Annotated in this window: 16 protein-coding genes and 1 other annotated feature (1 of these 17 cut by a window edge); of the genes, 7 read left to right on the top strand and 9 right to left on the bottom strand. The window is 46.7% G+C overall.

All coding sequences use genetic code 11. The annotated features are described in order from the left end of the window. Positions 1 to 3 precede the first annotated feature (3 nt). Entirely contained in the window at positions 4 to 1,680 is a 1,677-nt protein-coding gene (locus R4537_RS15660) for a sensor histidine kinase (RefSeq protein WP_071179738.1), read from the bottom strand. Between the two features lie 241 nt (positions 1,681 to 1,921). Here R4537_RS15660 and R4537_RS15655 point away from each other — a divergent pair, with 241 nt between their 5' ends. Together R4537_RS15655 and tyrA are read left to right on the top strand one after the other, a co-directional pair. Then, on the top strand, positions 1,922 to 2,995 hold the full coding sequence (locus R4537_RS15655; protein WP_000747931.1) for a 3-deoxy-7-phosphoheptulonate synthase: 1,074 nt from the start codon (positions 1,922 to 1,924) through the stop codon (positions 2,993 to 2,995). A 12-nt stretch (positions 2,996 to 3,007) separates the two neighbouring features. Further along, positions 3,008 to 4,135, top strand: a complete 1,128-nt coding sequence (gene tyrA / locus R4537_RS15650) for a bifunctional chorismate mutase/prephenate dehydrogenase (protein ID WP_071179739.1) — start codon at positions 3,008 to 3,010, stop codon at positions 4,133 to 4,135. A gap of 66 nt (positions 4,136 to 4,201) precedes the next feature. On the opposite strand, the gene R4537_RS15645 is transcribed toward tyrA, so the two are convergent. Both R4537_RS15645 and ettA read right to left on the bottom strand, forming a co-directional pair. Beyond that, positions 4,202 to 4,573 (bottom strand): PilZ domain-containing protein, encoded by a 372-nt coding sequence (locus tag R4537_RS15645; protein WP_071179740.1) that lies wholly within the window; start codon positions 4,571 to 4,573, stop codon positions 4,202 to 4,204. A gap of 170 nt (positions 4,574 to 4,743) precedes the next feature. Beyond that, entirely contained in the window at positions 4,744 to 6,411 is a 1,668-nt protein-coding gene (gene ettA / locus R4537_RS15640) for an energy-dependent translational throttle protein EttA (protein ID WP_000852861.1), read from the bottom strand. Positions 6,412 to 6,772: 361 nt separating this feature from the next. Here ettA and sltY point away from each other — a divergent pair, with 361 nt between their 5' ends. Next, positions 6,773 to 8,719: a murein transglycosylase gene (gene sltY, locus R4537_RS15635; protein WP_071179741.1), complete on the top strand. Its 1,947-nt coding sequence runs from the start codon at positions 6,773 to 6,775 to the stop codon at positions 8,717 to 8,719. A gap of 54 nt (positions 8,720 to 8,773) precedes the next feature. Further along, entirely contained in the window at positions 8,774 to 9,085 is a 312-nt protein-coding gene (gene trpR / locus R4537_RS15630) for a trp operon repressor (RefSeq protein WP_071179750.1), read from the top strand. Positions 9,086 to 9,162: 77 nt separating this feature from the next. Here the strand turns inward: trpR and yjjX are convergent, their stop codons facing one another. The 6 genes from yjjX to R4537_RS15600 all read right to left on the bottom strand — a co-directional run bounded on the left by yjjX (position 9,163) and on the right by R4537_RS15600 (position 16,087). Then, on the bottom strand, positions 9,163 to 9,648 hold the full coding sequence (gene yjjX, locus R4537_RS15625; RefSeq protein WP_071179751.1) for an inosine/xanthosine triphosphatase: 486 nt from the start codon (positions 9,646 to 9,648) through the stop codon (positions 9,163 to 9,165). Continuing rightward, positions 9,635 to 12,010 carry a biofilm architecture maintenance protein MbaA gene (gene mbaA, locus R4537_RS15620; RefSeq protein WP_071179742.1) on the bottom strand — a complete coding sequence of 792 codons (2,376 nt, stop codon included), beginning with the start codon at positions 12,008 to 12,010 and terminating at the stop codon, positions 9,635 to 9,637. Before mbaA ends, yjjX begins: the two co-directional genes overlap by 14 nt. Beyond that, positions 11,994 to 13,028, bottom strand: a complete 1,035-nt coding sequence (locus R4537_RS15615; protein WP_071179743.1) for a polyamine ABC transporter substrate-binding protein — start codon at positions 13,026 to 13,028, stop codon at positions 11,994 to 11,996. The genes mbaA and R4537_RS15615 overlap by 17 nt, the downstream gene beginning before the upstream one ends. A 181-nt stretch (positions 13,029 to 13,209) precedes the next feature. Continuing rightward, entirely contained in the window at positions 13,210 to 14,385 is a 1,176-nt protein-coding gene (gene pheA / locus R4537_RS15610) for a prephenate dehydratase (RefSeq protein WP_071179744.1), read from the bottom strand. Positions 14,386 to 14,396: 11 nt separating this feature from the next. Further along, positions 14,397 to 14,519 (bottom strand) — a sequence feature (Phe leader region). Positions 14,520 to 14,631: 112 nt separating this feature from the next. After that, a complete protein-coding gene (hpf, locus tag R4537_RS15605; RefSeq protein WP_000700175.1) occupies positions 14,632 to 14,961 on the bottom strand; it encodes a ribosome hibernation-promoting factor, HPF/YfiA family in 330 nt (109 codons plus the stop codon). Positions 14,962 to 15,361: 400 nt separating this feature from the next. After that, a complete protein-coding gene (locus R4537_RS15600) occupies positions 15,362 to 16,087 on the bottom strand; it encodes an outer membrane protein assembly factor BamD (RefSeq protein ID WP_000877193.1) in 726 nt (241 codons plus the stop codon). Positions 16,088 to 16,241: 154 nt separating this feature from the next. Between R4537_RS15600 and rluD the strand changes: the two genes are divergently transcribed. The 3 genes from rluD to clpB form a co-directional block, all read left to right on the top strand. Beyond that, a complete protein-coding gene (gene rluD, locus R4537_RS15595) occupies positions 16,242 to 17,216 on the top strand; it encodes a 23S rRNA pseudouridine(1911/1915/1917) synthase RluD (protein WP_071179745.1) in 975 nt (324 codons plus the stop codon). Positions 17,217 to 17,218: 2 nt separating this feature from the next. Next, entirely contained in the window at positions 17,219 to 17,941 is a 723-nt protein-coding gene (gene pgeF / locus R4537_RS15590; protein ID WP_071179746.1) for a peptidoglycan editing factor PgeF, read from the top strand. 124 nt (positions 17,942 to 18,065) lie between these two features. Next, on the top strand, positions 18,066 to 20,414 hold the 5' portion of the coding sequence (gene clpB / locus R4537_RS15585; RefSeq protein ID WP_071179747.1) for an ATP-dependent chaperone ClpB. 225 nt of this gene lie beyond the right edge of the window; only the first 2,349 of its 2,574 coding nucleotides appear in the window; the start codon lies at positions 18,066 to 18,068; the stop codon falls past the right edge of the window.

The following is a 20,414-nucleotide window of genomic DNA, read 5'->3' as shown; positions in this document are numbered from 1 at the left end:
CCCTTAGTAAGTGCCTTGCTGTGGAATGACAAAGCTCATTCGCGTGTACTCTTGTGGCGCGACCTCAATCTGTAGCCCTGACTTAAGACCAAATTTGTTGGTGAGGCGCTTTTCAACAATTTGCATCCCTAAACCATCATAATCTTCACTCGGAGGCTGATAGAGCCCGGCGTTGTCTTCCACTACGACGCGCATTCCCCCTTCAACCATTTCACTGTAAATGCGCACTTGGCCAGCTTCGAGCAGGTTAGAGGTGCCGTGTTTGATGGCATTTTCCACCAAAGGCTGCAAAGTGAAGCTGGGAACATTACGTTCTAGCAGGGCATCATCAATCGCAATTTCCACATCGAGCCTGTCACTAAAGCGCGCTTTTTCAATAGTGAGGTAAGCGTTCACGTGGGCAAGCTCTTCACGCAAAGTGACGGTTTCGACGTTCTGTTTGAGGTTGCTGCGGAAAAATTGCGACAGATGCAAAATCAGCTCGCGAGCTTTATCTGGCTCACGGCGGATCACCGCACTGATGGTATTGAGTGCGTTAAACAAAAAATGCGGATTGACCTGCGCTTGCAGGAGTTTGATTTCCGCTCGCGAGAGCAGGATTTGTTTTTGCTGATATTCGCCATACAGAATTTGGCTGGATAGCAGTTGGGCGATGCCCTGTGCCATTGACATATTTATGGTGGAAAACAGCTTACGTTTTGGCTCGTAGAGCTTGATGGTGCCGATCACTCGATCGCCTGCTCGCAACGGAATGATTAACGCAGATCCCAGTTTGCAGGTCGGAGACAAAGAACATTGATAAGGATGCTCTTTGCCATCGAGATAGATGATGGCGTTGCGATTAATCGCATCGAGCGTGCTTTGCGAGCTGATCGGTGTATTGGGTTTATGGTGATCATCGCCAATCCCAACAAAGGCGAGGATTTTTTCGCGATCGGTGATCGAGACCGCGCCGACATTGGTCTGTTCATACACGATTCGGGCAATTTTGTTGGCGTTTTCTGGGTTAAAACCGGCAGCAAGGATACCAACAGAACGTTCGGCAATATTCAGAGCGCGGCGTGAAAACGTCGCGGAATACTCTTCAAAAATGGTTTTGCGATCGAGCAGGATGCTCATAAACAGTGCGGCACCGATTGAGTTTGCGATGATCATTGGCGCGGCGATGGTGGAAACCAGCGCGTAAGACTGTTCAAATGGTTTAGCCACGACCAAGATGATCAGCATCTGCACAATTTCGGCAAATAAGGTGACCGCAAAGACAATACTTGGGCTAAACAGTAATTTCCCTTTGCCTTTGCGCAGCAAATAGGTGTGTAGCAAGCCGCCAATTAAACCTTCAGCGGTGGTGGAAATCGCGCAGGCGAGATCGGTAAATCCCCCTAAGGTATAGCGGTGTAAGCCTCCGGTGAGGCCAACCGCAAAACCAATCACAGGTCCACCAAACAGACCTCCCATCACAGCGCCGATGGCACGCGTATTGGCAATCGCATCATTGATCTGCAAGCCAAAGTAGGTGCCCATGATGCAAAACAGTGAAAACAGAACATAAACACTGATTTTGTGGTCAAACCGACCAGAAATGTTAAGTAAAGGAATGAAGATCGGCGTTTTACTCAACATATAGGCGAGAACAAGGTAAACACACATCTGTTGCAGTAATGAGAGGATGAGATCCATAACTTGTCCATCGTCTGAGCGGAAAAACGGCTTATTTTAAGATACTCAAAGCGAACAAAACACGCTTTATTCCCCAGTTTGTGTGCCAAGTGTCATTAAATGATGAGTGTAATTTTAAATTTACAGTCAATGTTGGTTTAAATTTACACTTGCATTGTTTTTAAAGCCTGTTAACGTGTTTTCTGTTTAAGTTTCTAGCTCGCCTTGTTAGGTGTGTAAATAATAAATTACAGGTGATGAGATGAAAAAAAGTGAATTGAGTGATGTGAATATCAGTGATGAACAGATATTGATCACCCCTGATGCCTTGAAAGCCAAGATTCCACTCAGCGACAAGGCGCGTAAGTTTATTCGTGAGTCACGTCAGACGGTGGCGGACATTATCCACAAACGCGATCCTCGTTTGTTGATCGTCTGTGGTCCTTGCTCAATTCATGATGTGGATGCAGCGAAAGAGTACGCCAAAAAACTCAAAGCACTCTCGGCGCAGCTGAGTGACCAGCTCTACATAGTGATGCGCGTGTATTTTGAAAAACCGCGTACCACGGTCGGTTGGAAAGGGCTGATTAACGATCCGCATCTTGATGGTAGTTTTGATATCGAACACGGTCTGCATGTTGGGCGTCAACTCTTGGTCGATTTGGCCGAAATGGAAATCCCACTGGCAACCGAAGCGTTGGACCCGATTAGCCCACAATACTTGGCGGATACTTTTAGTTGGGCAGCGATTGGTGCGCGCACCACGGAATCACAAACTCACCGCGAGATGGCAAGTGGCCTTTCTATGCCGATTGGCTTTAAAAATGGCACGGATGGTAACTTGGCAACGGCGATTAATGCCATGCAGGCCGCTTCATCCAGTCACCGCTTTATGGGAATTAACCGCGAAGGACAAGTGGCACTGCTCACTACACAAGGCAACCCGAATGGGCATGTGATTTTGCGTGGTGGCAAACAGACCAACTACGATTCGGTTTCTGTCGCGGAATGTGAAGAAGAGATGCAAAAAGCGCGTTTGGAACCCTCTTTGATGGTGGATTGTAGCCATGCGAACTCACGTAAAGACTACCGCCGTCAGCCATTGGTGGCAGAAGATGTGATTCATCAAATTCGTGAAGGCAATCGCTCTATCATTGGCCTGATGATTGAAAGCCATCTCAATGAAGGAAATCAGTCTTCGGATCTGCCTCGTGAAAAGATGCAATACGGAGTCTCGATCACTGACGGCTGTATAAATTGGTCAACGACTGAGGCATTATTACGTCGTGCGCATCAGGAACTTATTCCCTTTTTGCACAATCGTTTGCAAGGATAACAAGGATAGAACATGGCCGTAGAGTTGAATCAGTTACGCGACCAAATCGATGAAGTCGATAAGCAGATGGTGGAGTTATTGGCCCGCCGTCTGGCGTTGGTGGAGCAGGTCGGGCAAGTGAAAAGTCGATATGGGTTGCCGATTTATGCCCCCGATCGTGAAGCGGCAATGCTCGCTTCACGTCGAGCGGAAGCGGAAAGTAAAGGCGTTCCGCCCCAACTGATTGAAGATATTTTGCGCCGAACCATGCGTGAATCCTACGCCAGTGAAAAGGACTCCGGCTTTAAATGCCTCAATCCGGAGTTACGTTCCGTGGTGATAATTGGTGGTAACGGTCAGCTTGGGCGACTATTTGGCCGTATGTTTAAACTCTCTGGCTATCAAGTCAAAGTGCTGGGCAGCCAAGATTGGGACAAAGCGGATGAACTGCTCAGTGATGCAGGCTTAGTGGTAGTCACGGTACCTATCCATTTAACGCTCGGTGTTATCGAAAAGCTGCGCCAGTTACCGGACGATTGCATTTTGTGCGATCTCACCTCAATCAAAGCCAAGCCGCTTGCCGCCATGCTACAAGCACACAAAGGCCCTGTGGTTGGGCTGCACCCTATGTTTGGCCCTGACGTTCCAAGCTTAGCGAAGCAGGTGATTGTTTACTGTGATGGTCGAGGCAATGAACACTACCAATGGCTCTTGCAACAGTTTGCTATTTGGGGCGCAAGTTTATGCCAGATTGATGCGGCTGAACATGATCGTGGTATGACACTTATTCAAGCACTGCGTCACTTCACTTCCTTTGCTTATGGCTTGCATCTGACCAAAGAGAACCCGAACTTGGCACAACTGCTGAAACTCAGCTCACCGATTTACCGTTTAGAGCTTGCCATGGTCGGACGGCTATTTGGGCAAGATCCCCATCTGTATGGCGATATTATTCTCTCATCACCAGAAAATATTGAGATGATCCAGCGTTTTCATCGCTGCTTAAGCGAGGCGGTTGAGTTGGTGAGCGCGGGAGATAAGGCGAGTTTTGTGGCTCAATTTGAACGAGTTAGCCAGTGGTTTGGTGATTATTCACAGCAGTTTATGCATGAGAGCCAAAACTTACTCAAACAAGCGAATGATGCGATCCACAGAGGTTAATGCATCATTCGCCTCTCACCGTCACTCTCACTGTCAATAACATCCCAAGTCCATTTGGGCTTGGGATTACTCATGCAGTCCTAAATCAGAAAGATGCTCTAAGTCCCGATGCAGTAAGCTGTCATCGCCCACATTCAACTCAACTAAGCGACGTAAGTGCGCAATACTTTCAATATCAATATGGCTGATCGCCATTCGAATGATCCGCTCTTGGATGCTGATGATTTTTGCAGTGAGTGATATGGTTACATCGCTTTCTGGTAGGCTAAAAACCACATCCACTAAAGCGTGAGTATCTAAATTCGGCTCATCTTCTGACCAGAGCAGCAAACCGTGCAGCGATAGATCCTGAATGCAAGTCGACAGTTGTTTATCGCCTTGGCTTAGGGTGGCTGGCGCTTGATACAGGATGCGTGAAAAGCGACGTTTTTCGATCATGGCGTTCTCTCTGACAAAGACGACGTATAGATAGGACAAGCATAGCAAAGGGTACATTAAATCACCGGATGTATGCTGAAATAAGCTTACTCAATCACAAACTCGGTTTATGTGGAGCAAAAGAAAAGGCCGCATGGCGACCTTTTCTGAGTTTGATACCCGACGGTATTTTATTTGGTAATGCGCTTGTACTTAATCCGGTGAGGCTCTGCTGCTTGCGCGCCAAGCGTCTGCTTCAGCCACTCCATGTACTCGGTGTAGTTACCTTCGTAGAAGTTCACTTTACCTTCATCACGGTAATCTAGGATGTGGGTGGCAATACGGTCTAGGAACCAACGGTCATGCGAGATCACCATGGCACAGCCTGGGAATTCTAGCAGCGCTTCTTCCAGAGCACGCAGGGTTTCGACGTCCAGATCGTTGGTAGGTTCATCGAGTAACAGTACGTTGCCGCCCGCTTTAAGCAGTTTCGCTAAGTGGACACGGTTACGCTCACCACCAGACAGCTCACCAATCACTTTTTGCTGATCGACACCTTTGAAGTTAAAGCGTGAACAGTAAGCACGAGCTGGGATTTCAAAGTTGTTGATACGAATGATATCCGCACCTTCGGAAATCTCTTGGAACACGGTGTGTTTGTCGTTCATGCTGTCACGGAACTGATCCACTGACGCCAGTTTCACGGTATCACCCAGTTCTATGGTGCCTGAATCCGGCTTTTCTACACCGCTCAGCATTTTGAATAGGGTTGATTTACCTGCCCCGTTCGGGCCGATGATGCCGACAATCGCACCTTTTGGCATGCTGAAAGAGAGATCATCAATCAGCACTCGACCGTCGAATGATTTGGTGAGGTTTTTCACTTCAATCACTTTGTCACCTAGGCGCTCACCGGGCGGAATAAACAGCTCGTTGGTTTCATTACGTTTTTGGTGATCAGTATTTTGCAGCTCTTCAAAACGTGCCATACGCGCTTTTGATTTTGCCTGACGGCCTTTTGGATTCTGGCGAACCCATTCCAGTTCTTTCTCAATGGTCTTTTGGCGCGCTTTCTCTTGAGAGGCTTCTTGCTTTAGACGAGCATCTTTTTGCTCTAGCCATGAGGTATAGTTGCCTTGCCATGGAATACCTTCACCACGGTCAAGTTCTAGAATCCAGCCTGCTGCGTTATCTAGGAAGTAGCGGTCGTGAGTAATCGCCACCACAGTACCTGAATAATCGACTAAGAAACGCTCTAGCCAAGCCACTGATTCGGCATCCAAGTGGTTGGTTGGCTCATCGAGCAGTAGCATATCTGGGTTTTCCAGCAGTAGACGACAGATTGCCACACGGCGGCGTTCACCACCAGAGAGGAATTTCACTTGCGCATCCCATTCCGGTAGACGCAGTGCATCGGCGGCACGTTCTAATGCGTTATCTAGGTTGTGACCGTTTTTCGCTTGGATCAGCGCTTCGAGCTCACCTTGCTCTTTAGCCAGAGCATCAAAGTCTGCATCAGGCTCAGCGTACGCGGCATAAACTTCATCAAGTCGCTTGAGTGCGTAAGCCACATCTGCAACGGCTTCTTCGACAACTTCGCGTACGGTTTTATTCTCGTCCAGTTTAGGTTCTTGGGGCAGATAGCCCACTTTTAAACCCGGTTGTGGACGAGCTTCACCGTCGATGTCTTTGTCAATGCCTGCCATGATACGCAGCAGGGTCGATTTACCCGCACCGTTAAGGCCCAGAACACCAATTTTGGCACCAGGGAAGAAACTCAAGGAGATATCTTTCAGAATTTGACGCTTGGGTGGCACAATCTTGCTCACCCGAGACATGGTATATACGTATTCAGCCATTGCCGATCGTTCCTAATCTTTCAAACGGAATAAAATCGCTATTCTATATCAAAGAGCGACTTTTTGTTACTAGAGTGCCTGCATTTCATCTTGTGTAAAAAATTCTTAATCGCTTTCTTATCTAATGAGAGTACAGCGCGAACTCTTTGTGCTCAGCCAATACAATTAACCTTGATTAACCAAGGTGTTAATGATGAATAAATTGATTAATATTCAAGAATGTTATTTCATCGTTCACGATAGTGGGAAATTCAATAAAATGTTGCATTATTTGCGTTAAGTTTACTTCACTTACCTTTACATTTAAGGCGAGATTACGCGTAATAATTTGTTATCACACTGATTTTAAGGATGAGATCTCATGACGTGCCAGACACTATTTAAGTCGCGTAGTTTTATTTCGATCTTGATGCTAAGCACGGTATGCGCCGTGAGTTCTACCGCTGCAAGTGCGCTCGATTTAGAGGCGCAGAGAGCACTGTATGAGAAATCGCAACGCTGGTTAGATGAGAAAAATGTTTCTGCCTATCAAGGCGTTCGCAAACAGATCGCCAATTACCCGTTAACACCTTATCTCGATTATCGTGTCTTTTTGATTGATATAGGTAACAAATCACCGATTGTTGTGCGCAATTTTATTGATAGCCATCAGGAGTTTCCGTTCGCTGGACGTACTGCTGCACCCTATTTAGACGCACTCGCAAGAGGTAAGAAATGGACCACATTTTTACAATTTCAAACCCAAGAGCCGATTACAGAAACCTATCGTTGTCATTATTACTATGCCAAGTCGCAAACAGGTTTGCGTAAAGAAGCGTTTGAAGGTGCCCAAAAACTTTGGATGAACGGTGCCAGTATTGCGGATGCGTGTGATCCGCTATTTAATGAATGGCGCAAAGTCGGCGGGCTCAATGATGAGTGGGTTCTTAAACGTGCATTATTAGCTTTTGAAGGGCGCAATCGTTCATTGATTGTCTATCTCAATCGTCAACTTAAATCTCAAGCAGCTCAAGCTCAAGGGCAGGGGATGTTAGAGCTGTTTGATAAACCTGAACGTGTACTTGCCTATAGTCGTAAAGCGGCAAAAAACGCGATCAATCAACAGTTGGCTGAGTTAGCTCTGCAAAAATGGGCAAGAGAAAACACTGCGGCCGCGCAAAAAGTATTCAATGAAGTGGCCGCTGCGCAAGGATGGGGCAAGGAGCAAAAGATTCGGGTCGGTAGCTTTATTGCTCTGCGCTTGATGGAGACAGAAGACAGTCTGTTGGCCAAATGGCGTGATGAAATTACGCGACAATCTAAGGAAGTTCGCTTGATCGAAGCAAGAGCTCGCCTTGCGTTGCGTAATACTGATTGGAGAGGGTTAACCAGTTGGATTGCACTCTTACCTGAGCACGACCGTAATTCTTCACGTTGGCAATATTGGTTGGCACGTAGTGAGCTTGCGCTTGGAAAATCAAAAGAGGGTAAGCAACGCTTAAATAACCTGTTGGGTCAACGTAACTTTTATAGTATTGCAGCAGCTAACCAGTTACAACGCCCGATTACTTACCCTACCAGCACCACTAAACTGGATATGCAATGGATTCGTGATCATCAAAAAGCGTTAGAGCGGATCAAAGAATTGCTCATGTTGGATAAACTTGCAGCAGCAAGAAGCGAATGGAATTGGTTGCTAGACCGAGCGTCTCAAAAAGAGAAAGAGATGCTGGCTGCTTATGCCTCAAATGCAGGTTGGTATCAAATGATGATTACCGCCACAATCTCAGCCAGCTTATGGGACAATACTCAGTTACGCTTTCCTATCGTACACAAACATTTATTTACTCTCCATGGTCAGAAAAATGGGATTGACCCCGTAACACTGATGTCATTGGCACGCCAAGAAAGCGCCATGAATGCCGATGCTCGCTCACCAGTGGGCGCACGAGGCATTATGCAAATCATGCCAGACACGGCGCGTTATACAGCCAAAAAATATCGATTAAATTACTCTAATCCCGATGAGTTATTTCAAGTTGGGAAAAACATCGAAATTGGTAGTCGTTATTTGAGTAGCTTGCTAGATCGTTATAACCAAAATCGAATTTTAGCATTTGCTGCATATAATGCGGGACCGAGCCGAGTAGATACTTGGCTGAGACGCAGCCAAGGACAGCTTGATGTTTATGCGTTCATTGAGGCTATTCCGTTTGCTGAAACCCGAGGTTATGTGCAGAACATTTTGATGTTTGAAAACTACTACCGCGATCTAATGGGAGTTAAGGGGCAGTTTCTCAAAGCGAGCGAGTTAAATACTAAGTATTGATTCCTTAACTTGCTGCACTACAATAAGCTGGTGTATCACTTAACGAGTACAAATATAGTGAAAACCCCAGATTACAGTGACTGGCAGCAGATTTTGGATCTGGTTAAGCAAGCCGTGCGGCAAGAGCAGCACGAAATGCTACTGACCATGCTGATGACACCTGATGAGCGTGAGGCATTGGTGGCTCGCGTTAATATCGTCAATGAGCTTCTGGGTGGTGAGCTTTCTCAGCGCCAAATTAGCCAAATGCTTGGGGTAGGAATCGCCACTATTACGCGTGGTTCGAATGAGCTCAAGTCACGGAGTGAGGATGAAAAAGCGGTATTAGCCCAATTGCTTATGCAACCTCCATCGTCAGAAGCCTAATGCCATCACTTGCTGAGCCACGTGTTTATTGAGGAACTCGATGAGTTGAAGCGAATCAGCGCTTCAACTCATATTCACTAAGCTGACGGATAATGTTCTGGATTAAGAAAGGGGATCAAAGCGAGAATTAAGGCCTGATGATAAACCGTGCTGCGGGTGAGATGGTGGCGGGTTAAAAGGCCAATGGCTCCGCCTTTTTGTTTAATATTCTCAGTTCCAAATACTTCATCCATCACATCGCCGAGCTCTTTAGCTTGGCGTAAACGCTCTAATACCAGTGGTGGCAACATCAAACAGGCACTGCGTGATTCTCCGCGTTGCTGGTCTGATTCCACTATCATCCACGCAAAGGTTTTGTTCTCTTCGATGCCCGCTTCCAATCCGACATAATACTCTGCACCAGGGTGGCGCTGTTTGGCATTTTGGACTCGGTTGAGGGCTCCTTGCTTGGTTTCCTTGTCACTCATGGGTTGATCGGCGACTTCGCTCGGTACTGATACGCCAATAAATTCCCATTCTTGATCTGGAAATACGGTGCTAAAGGCACTTCTAACGGCATTCACTTTTGCTGGGTTCTGTGAAGCAATAATGATCTTGCGCATAACTCTTCTTTTTATGATTGGAGGCATGAAGCCATGGGGAGATCTCGCTTAGGCTCATTGGATAACCAAAGTAGAAGCCTTGCATGTAATCGCACTCATAATCGGCCAACCATTGATGCATAGTTTCACTCTCAATGCCTTCAGCGGTCACTTTCATGGATTGAGAGTGGCAGAGATCAATCAGTGGACGAATAACATTTTGTTTGTTGGTGGCGATGAGTGTATCCAAAAAATGGCGATCAAACTTAATCTTTTGTACTGGATACTGCACCAACTGAGTAATAGAGGTATAGCCTGAGCCAAAATCATCAATCGTTAACCCATAGCCAAGACGCGAGAGTTCGTGCAGCAATGGGAAGCTTTGCGAATCTGCGGCAAACGTCTCGGTGATTTCAAAATCGATCCATGCAGGGGAGACGGCAAACTGCTCAGCTTGTCGATGGATAAATTGAGCCAATTTCAGCGAATTGAGTTCAGCCGAAGAGAGGTTGATCGACACCTGAATCGGCTCTTTCACTATGGCTTGTAGAGTTGATATCTCTTGAAAAGCTTTTGAAATGACCCAGCGGTCGATCGTGCCAAACAATCCAGTTTGCTCTGCAATTGGAATGAACTCTTCCGGCGACACTTCGCCGAGCAATTCAGATTGCCAGCGCAGCAATACTTCGAAGCCCACTAAGCGTTTCCCTGAGCAAGTAAAGTAAGGTTGATAAGCCAAATTGAACTCTTGATCAAATAACCCTAAGCGCAGCGCTCGTTCAATATTATTGCGCCGCTGTACTATCTGATCTAGCGCCTGCGAATAGTAAGCGACTTGGTTTTTGCCCGCATTTTTTGCTTGATACATGGCGGTATCGGCATTGAGCAGCAATTTCTCAATGTGTTCGCCATCTTTAGGGAAGGTCGCAATACCAATGCTGGCAGTTATGGGAAAATGGCTAAGTGGTGAGTTGTCTTTATTTTGGATCGGTGCCAACAAGCGTTGCGCAAAGATCTTCGCACAATCATTAAACCGTTTGGGGGAGACGAGCAAAATAGCAAATTCATCACCAGATAAACGGGCCGCAATACTGTAGGTGTTGTGGCTGGCCTCAAAATTTTTACACAATTGACGAACGTGGGTCGCGAAGCTGACCAGCAGGGAATCACCGATTTGGTGACCATACTTATCATTGACGTACTTGAAGTTATCTAAGTCGATATACATCACCCAGATATGCTGAGTATCGTAACAACGTGATAGCAGCAGATCGGCTTGAACTTGAAACTGATAGCGGTTAGCCAGCTTGGTGAGGTGATCGTTTTCCGCAAGTGCTTTTGTGCGTTGATAAGTTGAGTGAAGTTCGCTGTACATGGCGTAAAAACGCGAGGAAAGCCGCCCAATTTCATCGTCAGTATCGAGTTTTTCAATGTTCTTACGTTGGTTGTTTTCCACCTCTTCAAGCTGTTTATCCAAATGCAGGATCGGATTGATCACATGGCGATAGAGAAGGAGCAGCAGCATGAGTACAGTCACCAGTGCCGAAACGCCAAAAGAGAGTAAAAGTTCGCGTTGAATGGAGTGAAGCTGGGCGTTAATCAGTTTCGGTGCTGGGTCGAGTATGGCGTAAAAGCCCGGTTGTAATTCAACCGATTGCAACAAGCTTGTGCGGTAACTCGGAGGTGAGTGCGTAAAAAATATCGGGCTCTGGTTATCAAATTCAATTTTTTTGCGCAGTTGACTGAACTGCTCAAGTACCACATACACCACTACAAAAAACACGTCTTGGCGGTTATAACTGAGTGGTGTTGAGAGTGTCTGAGTATCCAACATATCGTAGCGAACCAAAATATCTTCACCCGCTGAGTTGACGGTGTAGCTGATATCAGAGTTTTTTTGTGTGGATGCAAAACGCTGTTTGATGTACGCCATCACCTTAGGGTCAAGCTCGGCAAAAGGATCGGAGCTATTTTCCGCATAATAAAGCAGCTCTTCATGGCCATTGAGGATCGATAACGACACGAGCTGTTTTTCATTCGGCTGCAAAATTTGCAGGGTTTCACGTAAGTTACCCACCAGTTCTAGTTCACGATAAGGATTTTTTTCTAAAGAGAAGTAGTGGCGGATGATGTCGCTTTTGGCTAGCGTGAAGGCATAACTGCTGACAAGCGACTGAGCTTGTCGATAATGGCTGGCTAACTTTTCAATATTCAACTGCAGGTAACTGTCGGTTCTTTTTAGCAGCGCATTTTTCTGACTGGTATAAATGATGTAGCTTGATGCGGCTGCACTGAGCAGGATCACTGGTGCAATCAGTAACAGAATTCTATGGTTTAGCTTCATAAGTCACACTGCTGATGATTTTGGCGCGCAGACTGAGGTTTTTCGCCGAGAGTTCGCTGTCGATTATCCCCTCCGCCAATCGCTGCTCGGGGAGATAAATCGAGAGATCTTCTCGGTGCTCTACAGGCAGCAAAGCGCGTGCCTTATAGTTTGGGCTTGCAGCTCGAATGTATTCGGCATTGATTGCGGCAATGTCAGGTTTCATCAAGAAATCCAAAAAAGCTTTGGCCTGCACTGTGTTAGGAGAAACGCTATTTACGGCCATACAATCAACCCACAAATAAGGGCGTCCTTCTGGAACGCTAAAGTCCCAGTCTTGAGTATTGAAGAAGCGGTTCAATGAATAGTGATCGCCACTGTAAGAGACCGCCATATGTAGATTGTCGGTTTGTGGGTGGCTGCGTACATAGCTCAATACATACTCATAGGTCAGGATATGGGGATTGGCGGCGTCTAAGAGACGATACGCTTGTCTTAGTGTGTCGATAGAATCGGTAATGGGAGAGGCGTTGAGCATGTACAGTGCAGGCAGTAGTGTTTCGACGCTGTCTTTAAGCATACCCACTCGCCCACGATGCGCCGGAGCGATATCGACGACCTCACTCCACTGCGTCGGAGGCTTATCAAACAAGCTTTTGCGATAGGCTATCCCGACAGAGCCCCAGAAATAAGGTACCGCATGAGTGCCACAAGCTTGTAGCCACATAGAATCGTTATTCGCGCGATTGGGAAGGGAGGTCAGATCCTCAAAAACATTTTGCCTTGAGAACATGAACGCGGAGACGTTATCCAAAACCATGATGTCAAAGGGCAGTTGTACGCTTTTGAGCATTAATAAACTGCGTTCGTCATCATTATCGAAATGGTAGAGATTAACGGAGACGCCGGTTTTTTTATGCCATGCCTCAACCACGTTTGGCGCAATCGTATCTTCCCAAAGGTAGACATTCAGTTCCAAAGCGCTGGCTTGATAACAGACAGTATTCAATACCATCAGCGACAGAAAGCGTTTGATCATTTGTGAATACGATACCCATTCGTTGCAAAAATTGGTCACGATCCGACAAATAACCTAATAGCGTAAAAGCCAATATTTTGGCTACGCTGACAGCCTGGATCACCTAACTCTATGTATAATTTGGTCGCATTATAATCAGAGTGGGTGAGGCTGTCAGCTTAAAAGGTTCAATTTATTGACGCTAAATGAATTTCACCTGAGTGGGTTTAACGTTTTCACTAGGGTAGCAGCCAAGCACTTTGAGGTGTCGAGTCAGTTGAGTGAGTTCTGCCAACGCTTGCTGCATCTCATCGGAGTCAATATGCGCTTCTAAATCTACGTAGAACATTTCTTCCCACGGATTACCCATAATCGGACGCGACTCCAGCTTAGTCATATTAATGCCGTAACGTTGCAGCACGAGTAAGGTCGAAACCAGCGAGCCCGCCTCTTGTGACGTTGACATAATCAAGGTGGTTTTGGCTGGAATTTGTGGTGAAACTTCGACGGGTTTACGAGCTACCACGATAAAGCGAGTGTGGTTTTCGGTTTGGTTGGCAATATTACTTTGAATCGGTTGCAGTCCGTACAGCTTGCCGCTGGCTGAGTTGCCAATCGCTGCCACATCCGCACGATCGAGCTCTTGCACTTTTTTCATGGCATCTGCAGTACTGGCGCAACTTTCTAACTTGACCCCTTTTAAGCGGCTAAGAAATTCGCTGCACTGTTGGTGAGGTTGTGGATGGGAATAGAGGACTTTCAGATCCTCCAAACGAATCTCTTGCGTGGCCACCAAGCAATGCTCTATTGGCTGCGCTAACTCACCCACTATGTACAGTGTGGTGTGCTGCAGCAAATCGTAAACTTCGTTGATGGAGCCTGAGCTGGTATTCTCAATCGGTAGCACACCATAATCCGCGTGGCCGGATTCCACGGTTCTTGCCACTTCTTTAAAATGGTCGCAGTTGAGCTCAATCAGCTCAGTATTTTTTCGGCTGAAATATTCGCGAGTCGCCAGATGTGAATAAGAGCCTTTAGCGCCTAAAAAGGCGACTCTAGCCAATGGCTTACGACTTTGTGGATTCGCAAGATTTTGCAGATAGGATTGCTGAAGCAACACTGAATCTTCAATGATGGTGTGGAAAATTTTGGTGATGTATTGAGGATCGAGCTGATATTTCTCTTTGCCAGCATTGATGAGTTTTACCAGTAGCTGCTGCTCACGAGCCGGATCGCGCACAGGTTTCGCAGTTTCGACTTTGCTTTTGGCGACCTCAATACTCATTTTGCGTCGTTCTGACAGCAGGTTTAGCAGTTGATCGTCGAGTTCGTTTAGCCGTAAGCGAATGTCGTCGAGTGAGTATTGTTTGTCTGTCATAAAGTTATCCTTATAAAAAAACCCCCTTAAGAGGAGGCTTTCTGTTCGTTTTTGACTTGTCTTTGAGCAACGAGCGAGCCTCCAAACATTATTGGAGAAAAAAGAAGTCAAAAAAGTACAGGAAATGAGGTGTCATCAATGCATATTTATCCAAGTAAGTCACCACACAATAAGCAAGCCCCTAGAGAGCGTCAAGCAAAAAAATAGCGCCCTAAGGCGCTATCTCCCATCATTCTGTTTATATGTTTATTCCACTTCTTCTTCGCTCAGTTCTGCTTTATCTGCTCGGCGAGCTTCTGGTTTGTGGCGTAGTTTATTCAATTGTCGTTCGAGCTTTTGCTCTACCTCGTTAATGGCGGCGTACAAATCTTCGTGAATCGCAGAAGCGACTAACTGACCGCGTGGAATGCTAACGACTGCTTCAAATTTTTTCTGTTTGTTGGGCTCTTCGCTGAAGCTGGCTTGGCAGCCAATAATGTCGACTTGCCATTTTTCTAATTTTTTGAGTTTACCCTCGATATGATTGCGGATTGCAGAGGTGACTTCGATGTTTTTACCAGTGATGTTGATTTTCATAATGCATTTTCCTCTGTGTCATCCCTTATGGGTTAAGTTCAGATTAGCGCGCTATCGCGGAAATAATGTGATTAAGATCACTTTATATTGAGGGTTTTTCTTGATGTGAAATAAACGTGATCTATCGCAAAGCTTGTGCTGAAGAGGTAAAGAAAAAGCTTGTTATCTCTTATAAAACCGCTAGATTCAGGTAAGTAGAGACTAAAAATTTCCGATTTTTTAGCGCTTTGTTTCGACCTAAAAAAGCTTAATGGATGAAAAGTCGCCATGTTGCTTTTGTGATGAAAGTCACTTTGTTGGTGGGCGTCTAAGGGAAACATCGCCACGTTAGATCAATAAAAAAATCAAAACAAAAAGAGCCACAATTACTGTGGCTCTTTTTGTTGGTGCGTTCTAGCCCTTATAAAGGGTTAAGCTGCATTAACTGCTTAGTTCGTTCTATTGCGTCGGTTAAACCAAGCTGCTGATAAGCCTTGAGTTGGATGTCTAAGGATTTACGTGCAGCTTCGGTATCTGGATAGGTTTTTTGTAACTCTTGAGTGCGATTAATCGCCGCAATCCATGCTTCACGGCGCAGGTAGAAATCTGCGGTCGCTAAATCGTATTCTGCTAAACGGTTCTTGAGCGCAAACATTCGACGCTGTGCATCTTCTGCGTATGGGCTGTTGGGGTAACGCTGGAGCAGCTTCTTAAAATCCGCAAAGGCCGCTTTCACGGGTTCTGGATCGCGGTCACGGCGATCGATATTAAACAAGTCATGCATGAAGTTGCGATCTTGCGCCATGTGCGTCAAACCGCGCATGTAGAGTACCCAATCCATTTTTTCATGGGTTGGATTAAGGCGTGTAAAACGTTCGATGGTCGCGAGGCCAAGGGCCAGGTCATCATTTTTATAGTAGGCATAAATCAAATCAAGTTGTACTTGCTCTGAATAAGCACCAAATGGATAGCGTGAATCGAGCGCCTCTAGTTTTTCGATAGCGGTTAACCACGTTCCGCTTTGTAGAGCGGTTTGCGCTTGTGAGTATAGCTCTGATGGCGGTACATCTGGCACTACGTCTCGGCCGCTAGAGCAACCAAATAACAGGGATAACGCGAGTAGGCCTGATAAAGTCTGGTATTTCATGTCAGGGTGGAATTCCTTGCAAATCTTGCTTTTCAATAGGTGCGTAAACCGCGCGCAAATCGTTTCGTTACTTTCTTGGCAGTAACAGATACAATGTCGGCGTATTTTTCCATACTAGCGACTATTAGTCTCACGGTTTTTTAAAAAGTTCGATATGGCTCATCAGATTGAATTAACTCAAACAGTAAAAGATAGCCAGCTTGGTCAACGTCTTGATCAAGCTGTGGCTGAATTATTTACCGACTTTTCCCGCTCACGTTTAAAAGAGTGGTTGTTGGAAGGCAAGATTGCCGTGAATGGTGATGTCATCACCAAACCGCGTACCAAAGTGATGGGTGGCGAGGTGATTACCGTTCAGGCAGAACTGGAAGACGAACAGCGCTGGGAAGCGCAGGATTTGCCACTGAACATTGTGTATGAAGATGACGACATTATCGTTATTAACAAACCGCGTGACTTTGTGGTTCACCCTGGTGCAGGGCAGGCCGATAGTACCGTGCTTAACGCATTGCTATTCCATTATCCGCCCATTGCTGAAGTGCCACGTGCAGGTATCGTCCATCGTCTCGATAAAGACACGACGGGTTTGATGGTGGTGGCGAAAACGGTTCCAGCGCAAACACGCTTGGTACGTGCACTACAAAAGCGCGACGTCACTCGTGAGTACGAAGCGATTGTGATTGGCACAATGACCGCGGGTGGCATGATTGATAAGCCGATTGGTCGTCACTCAACCAAACGTACTTTAATGTCGGTTTCCCCTATGGGTAAACATGCGATTACTCACTATCGTGTTGCGGAGCATTTCCGTGAACATACGCGTTTGCGTCTGCGTTTGGAAACAGGTCGTACCCACCAAATTCGTGTGCACATGGCTTATTTGCAGCATCCTCTTTTAGGTGATGTTGCATATGGTGGTCGTGCGCGTATCCCGAAAGGTGCGTCTGAAAAGCTGACGGAAATGATCCGTGGCTTTGATCGTCAAGCGCTGCATGCGGTGATGTTGAAATTTGAGCATCCGGTTACGGGTGAAGAGCTCGAATTCCATGCACCAGTGCCTGATGATATGGTTGAGATGACACTTGCACTGCGTGAAGATGCCAAACTGAACCACACTGAAGAGTACTAAATATGATTATCCCCAACTGGAATGCCCCCAAACAAGTCAAAGCGTTTAGTTCGACTCGCCAAGGTGGATTTTCACAAGGTGTCTACCAAGGATTGAACCTCGGTATGCATGTTGGGGACGACCCTGCGCTTGTGCTGCATAATCGGCAATGGCTGGTGGAAACGTCAGCTATGCCAAGTTCACCCATTTGGCTAAACCAGACCCATTCCACAGTGGTACTCGATGTTGATGCTCCGACTGAGCAAGTGTTGGATGCCGATGGCATCATTACTTCAACGCCGAATGTGGTGTGCTCGGCAATGACGGCGGATTGCCTGCCGGTATTAATGACCAATCGTACTGGTACCCAAGTCGCGGCTGTACATGCCGGTTGGCGTGGTTTGGTGAATGGCATCGTTGAACACACAGCGGCAAGAATGTCTGGCGATGTCATGGTGTGGCTTGGCCCTGCGATTGGCGCGCAGGCGTTTGAAGTGGGGGAAGATGTTTTCGCCGCTTTTGTTGTTCACCATCCTCAAGCCGAACTCGCTTTCACTCCTTGTGTACAACAAGGGAAATGGCTGGCGGATATGAGCCAATTAGTCAAACTGCGTTTACATCAACTAGGTATTGAGCAAGTCTTTGATAGTGGCTTATGCACTTATCAGGATGCTGAGCGTTTTTATTCCTACCGCCGCGATGGAGTAACGGGGCGCCAAGCCGCTTTTATTTGGCTTGAAGAGTAAGCTTTCATCCATACCCATATCAAACAACAAGAAAGTTTCCTCAACTTCCCTTGAAAATCTGGTTCGTGATAACCATCTTTCCTAACGTATTCAATTTATCTCAGATGAGGTTAGGAAGGTTGGTATGCGTCTTGACAGATTTACGAGCAAATTTCAGATCGCGATTTCCGATGCCCAGTCATTAGCGCTCGGCCGTGATCATCAATATATCGAACCTGTGCACCTGATGGTGGCACTGCTGGATCAAAACGGCAGCCCAATTCGCCCATTACTCACCATGCTCAATGTGGATGCGATGCAACTGCGCTCAAAACTGGGTGAAATGCTCGATCGTTTACCCAAAGTCAGTGGCATTGGTGGTGATGTACAGCTCTCTTCGGCGCTTGGCTCGCTGTTTAATCTGTGTGATAAGGTTGCGCAAAAGCGTCAAGATGCCTACATCTCCTCTGAAATCTATCTATTGGCTGCATTGGAAGATAAAGGTCCACTTGGAACCTTGCTTAAAGAGTTTGGACTGACCGAGAAGAAGCTCTCTGATGCAATTGAAAAAATTCGTGGCGGCCAGAAGGTCAATGACCCGAATGCAGAAGAGCTGCGCCAAGCGTTGGAAAAATTCACCATCGATCTCACTGAACGCGCTGAGCAGGGCAAACTCGATCCTGTGATCGGTCGTGATGATGAAATTCGTCGCACCATTCAAGTGCTGCAACGTCGTACTAAAAACAACCCAGTGATCATCGGTGAACCCGGTGTCGGTAAAACTGCGATAGTGGAAGGTTTGGCGCAGCGCATCATTAATAATGAAGTACCAGAAGGCCTGCGTGGGCGCCGCGTATTGTCTTTAGATATGGGCGCACTGGTGGCTGGAGCGAAATACCGCGGCGAATTTGAAGAGCGCTTGAAATCAGTGCTCAACGAGCTGGCTAAGGAAGAGGGCAATGTCATCTTATTTATTGATGAGCTGCACACCATGGTTGGCGCTGGGAAAGGCGAAGGCTCGATGGATGCGGGCAATATGCTCAAACCCGCTTTGGCGCGTGGTGAGTTGCACTGTGTCGGCGCAACCACTTTAGATGAGTACCGCCAATATATCGAAAAAGATCCAGCGCTAGAGCGCCGCTTCCAAAAAGTGTTGGTCGATGAGCCCACGGTAGAAGATACCATCGCCATCTTGCGTGGATTGAAAGAGCGGTATGAGCTGCACCACCATGTCGAAATTACAGACCCAGCGATTGTGGCGTCAGCGAGCCTATCGCATCGCTATATTTCTGATCGCCAATTACCCGATAAAGCGATCGATTTGATCGATGAGGCGGCTTCAAGCATTCGGATGCAGATTGACTCCAAACCAGAAGCTCTGGACAAGCTTGAGCGCAAAATCATCCAACTGAAAATCGAGCAGCAAGCGCTCTCTAATGAGCACGATGAAGCCAGTGAAAAACGTTTGGCTATCTTAAATGAAGAGCTGCAAGAGAAAGAGCGTGATTACGCGGAGTTGGAAGAAGTATGGAAAGCGGAAAAGGCGGCACTCTCCGGCACGCAACATATTAAAGCGGCACTTGAACAAGCGCGGATGGATCTGGAAGTCGCTCGCCGTGCGGGGGATTTAAACCGTATGTCAGAGCTGCAATATGGCCGCATTCCTGAGCTAGAAAAGCAGCTCGATCTAGCCGCACAGGCTGAAATGCAGGAAATGACTCTGCTGCGTAATAAAGTGACGGATGCAGAAATTGCCGAAGTGCTTTCAAAACAGACTGGTATTCCTGTATCAAAAATGCTTGAAGCCGAGAAAGAAAAGTTGCTGCGCATGGAAGAAGTGCTGCATAAACGCGTGATTGGCCAAAAAGAAGCGGTAGAAGTGGTTGCGAATGCGATTCGCCGTAGTCGCGCAGGGCTTTCTGATCCAAATCGTCCGATTGGCTCCTTCTTATTCTTAGGGCCAACAGGGGTCGGTAAAACTGAGCTGTGTAAAACCTTGGCCAACTTCCTGTTTGATAGTGAAGATGCCATGGTACGTGTGGATATGTCGGAATTTATGGAGAAACACTCGGTTGCTCGTTTAGTCGGTGCGCCTCCAGGTTATGTCGGCTATGAAGAAGGTGGCTACTTAACGGAAGCTGTGCGCCGTAAACCTTACTCGGTGATTTTGCTTGATGAAGTGGAAAAGGCACACCCGGATGTCTTTAATATTCTGTTGCAAGTTTTGGATGATGGCCGCTTGACGGATGGGCAAGGGCGCACGGTCGATTTTCGAAATACCGTGGTGATCATGACCTCCAACTTGGGTTCAAGCCGTATCCAAGAAAATTTTGCAAGGTTGGACTATCAAGGCATTAAAGAACAAGTGATGGATATCGTCAGCAAACACTTCAGACCTGAGTTCTTAAACCGAGTCGATGAAAGTGTGGTATTCCACCCATTAGGTCAAGAGCATATTAAGTCGATCGCCTCTATTCAGTTGGCACGATTACGT

The sequence above is a fragment of the Vibrio paracholerae genome, assembly GCF_037672085.1.
GTDB classification, from domain to species: Bacteria; Pseudomonadota; Gammaproteobacteria; order Enterobacterales; family Vibrionaceae; genus Vibrio; species Vibrio cholerae.
The sequence above is the reverse complement of the archived record's forward strand: the minus strand, read 5'-3'. Positions and strand labels throughout refer to the sequence as shown.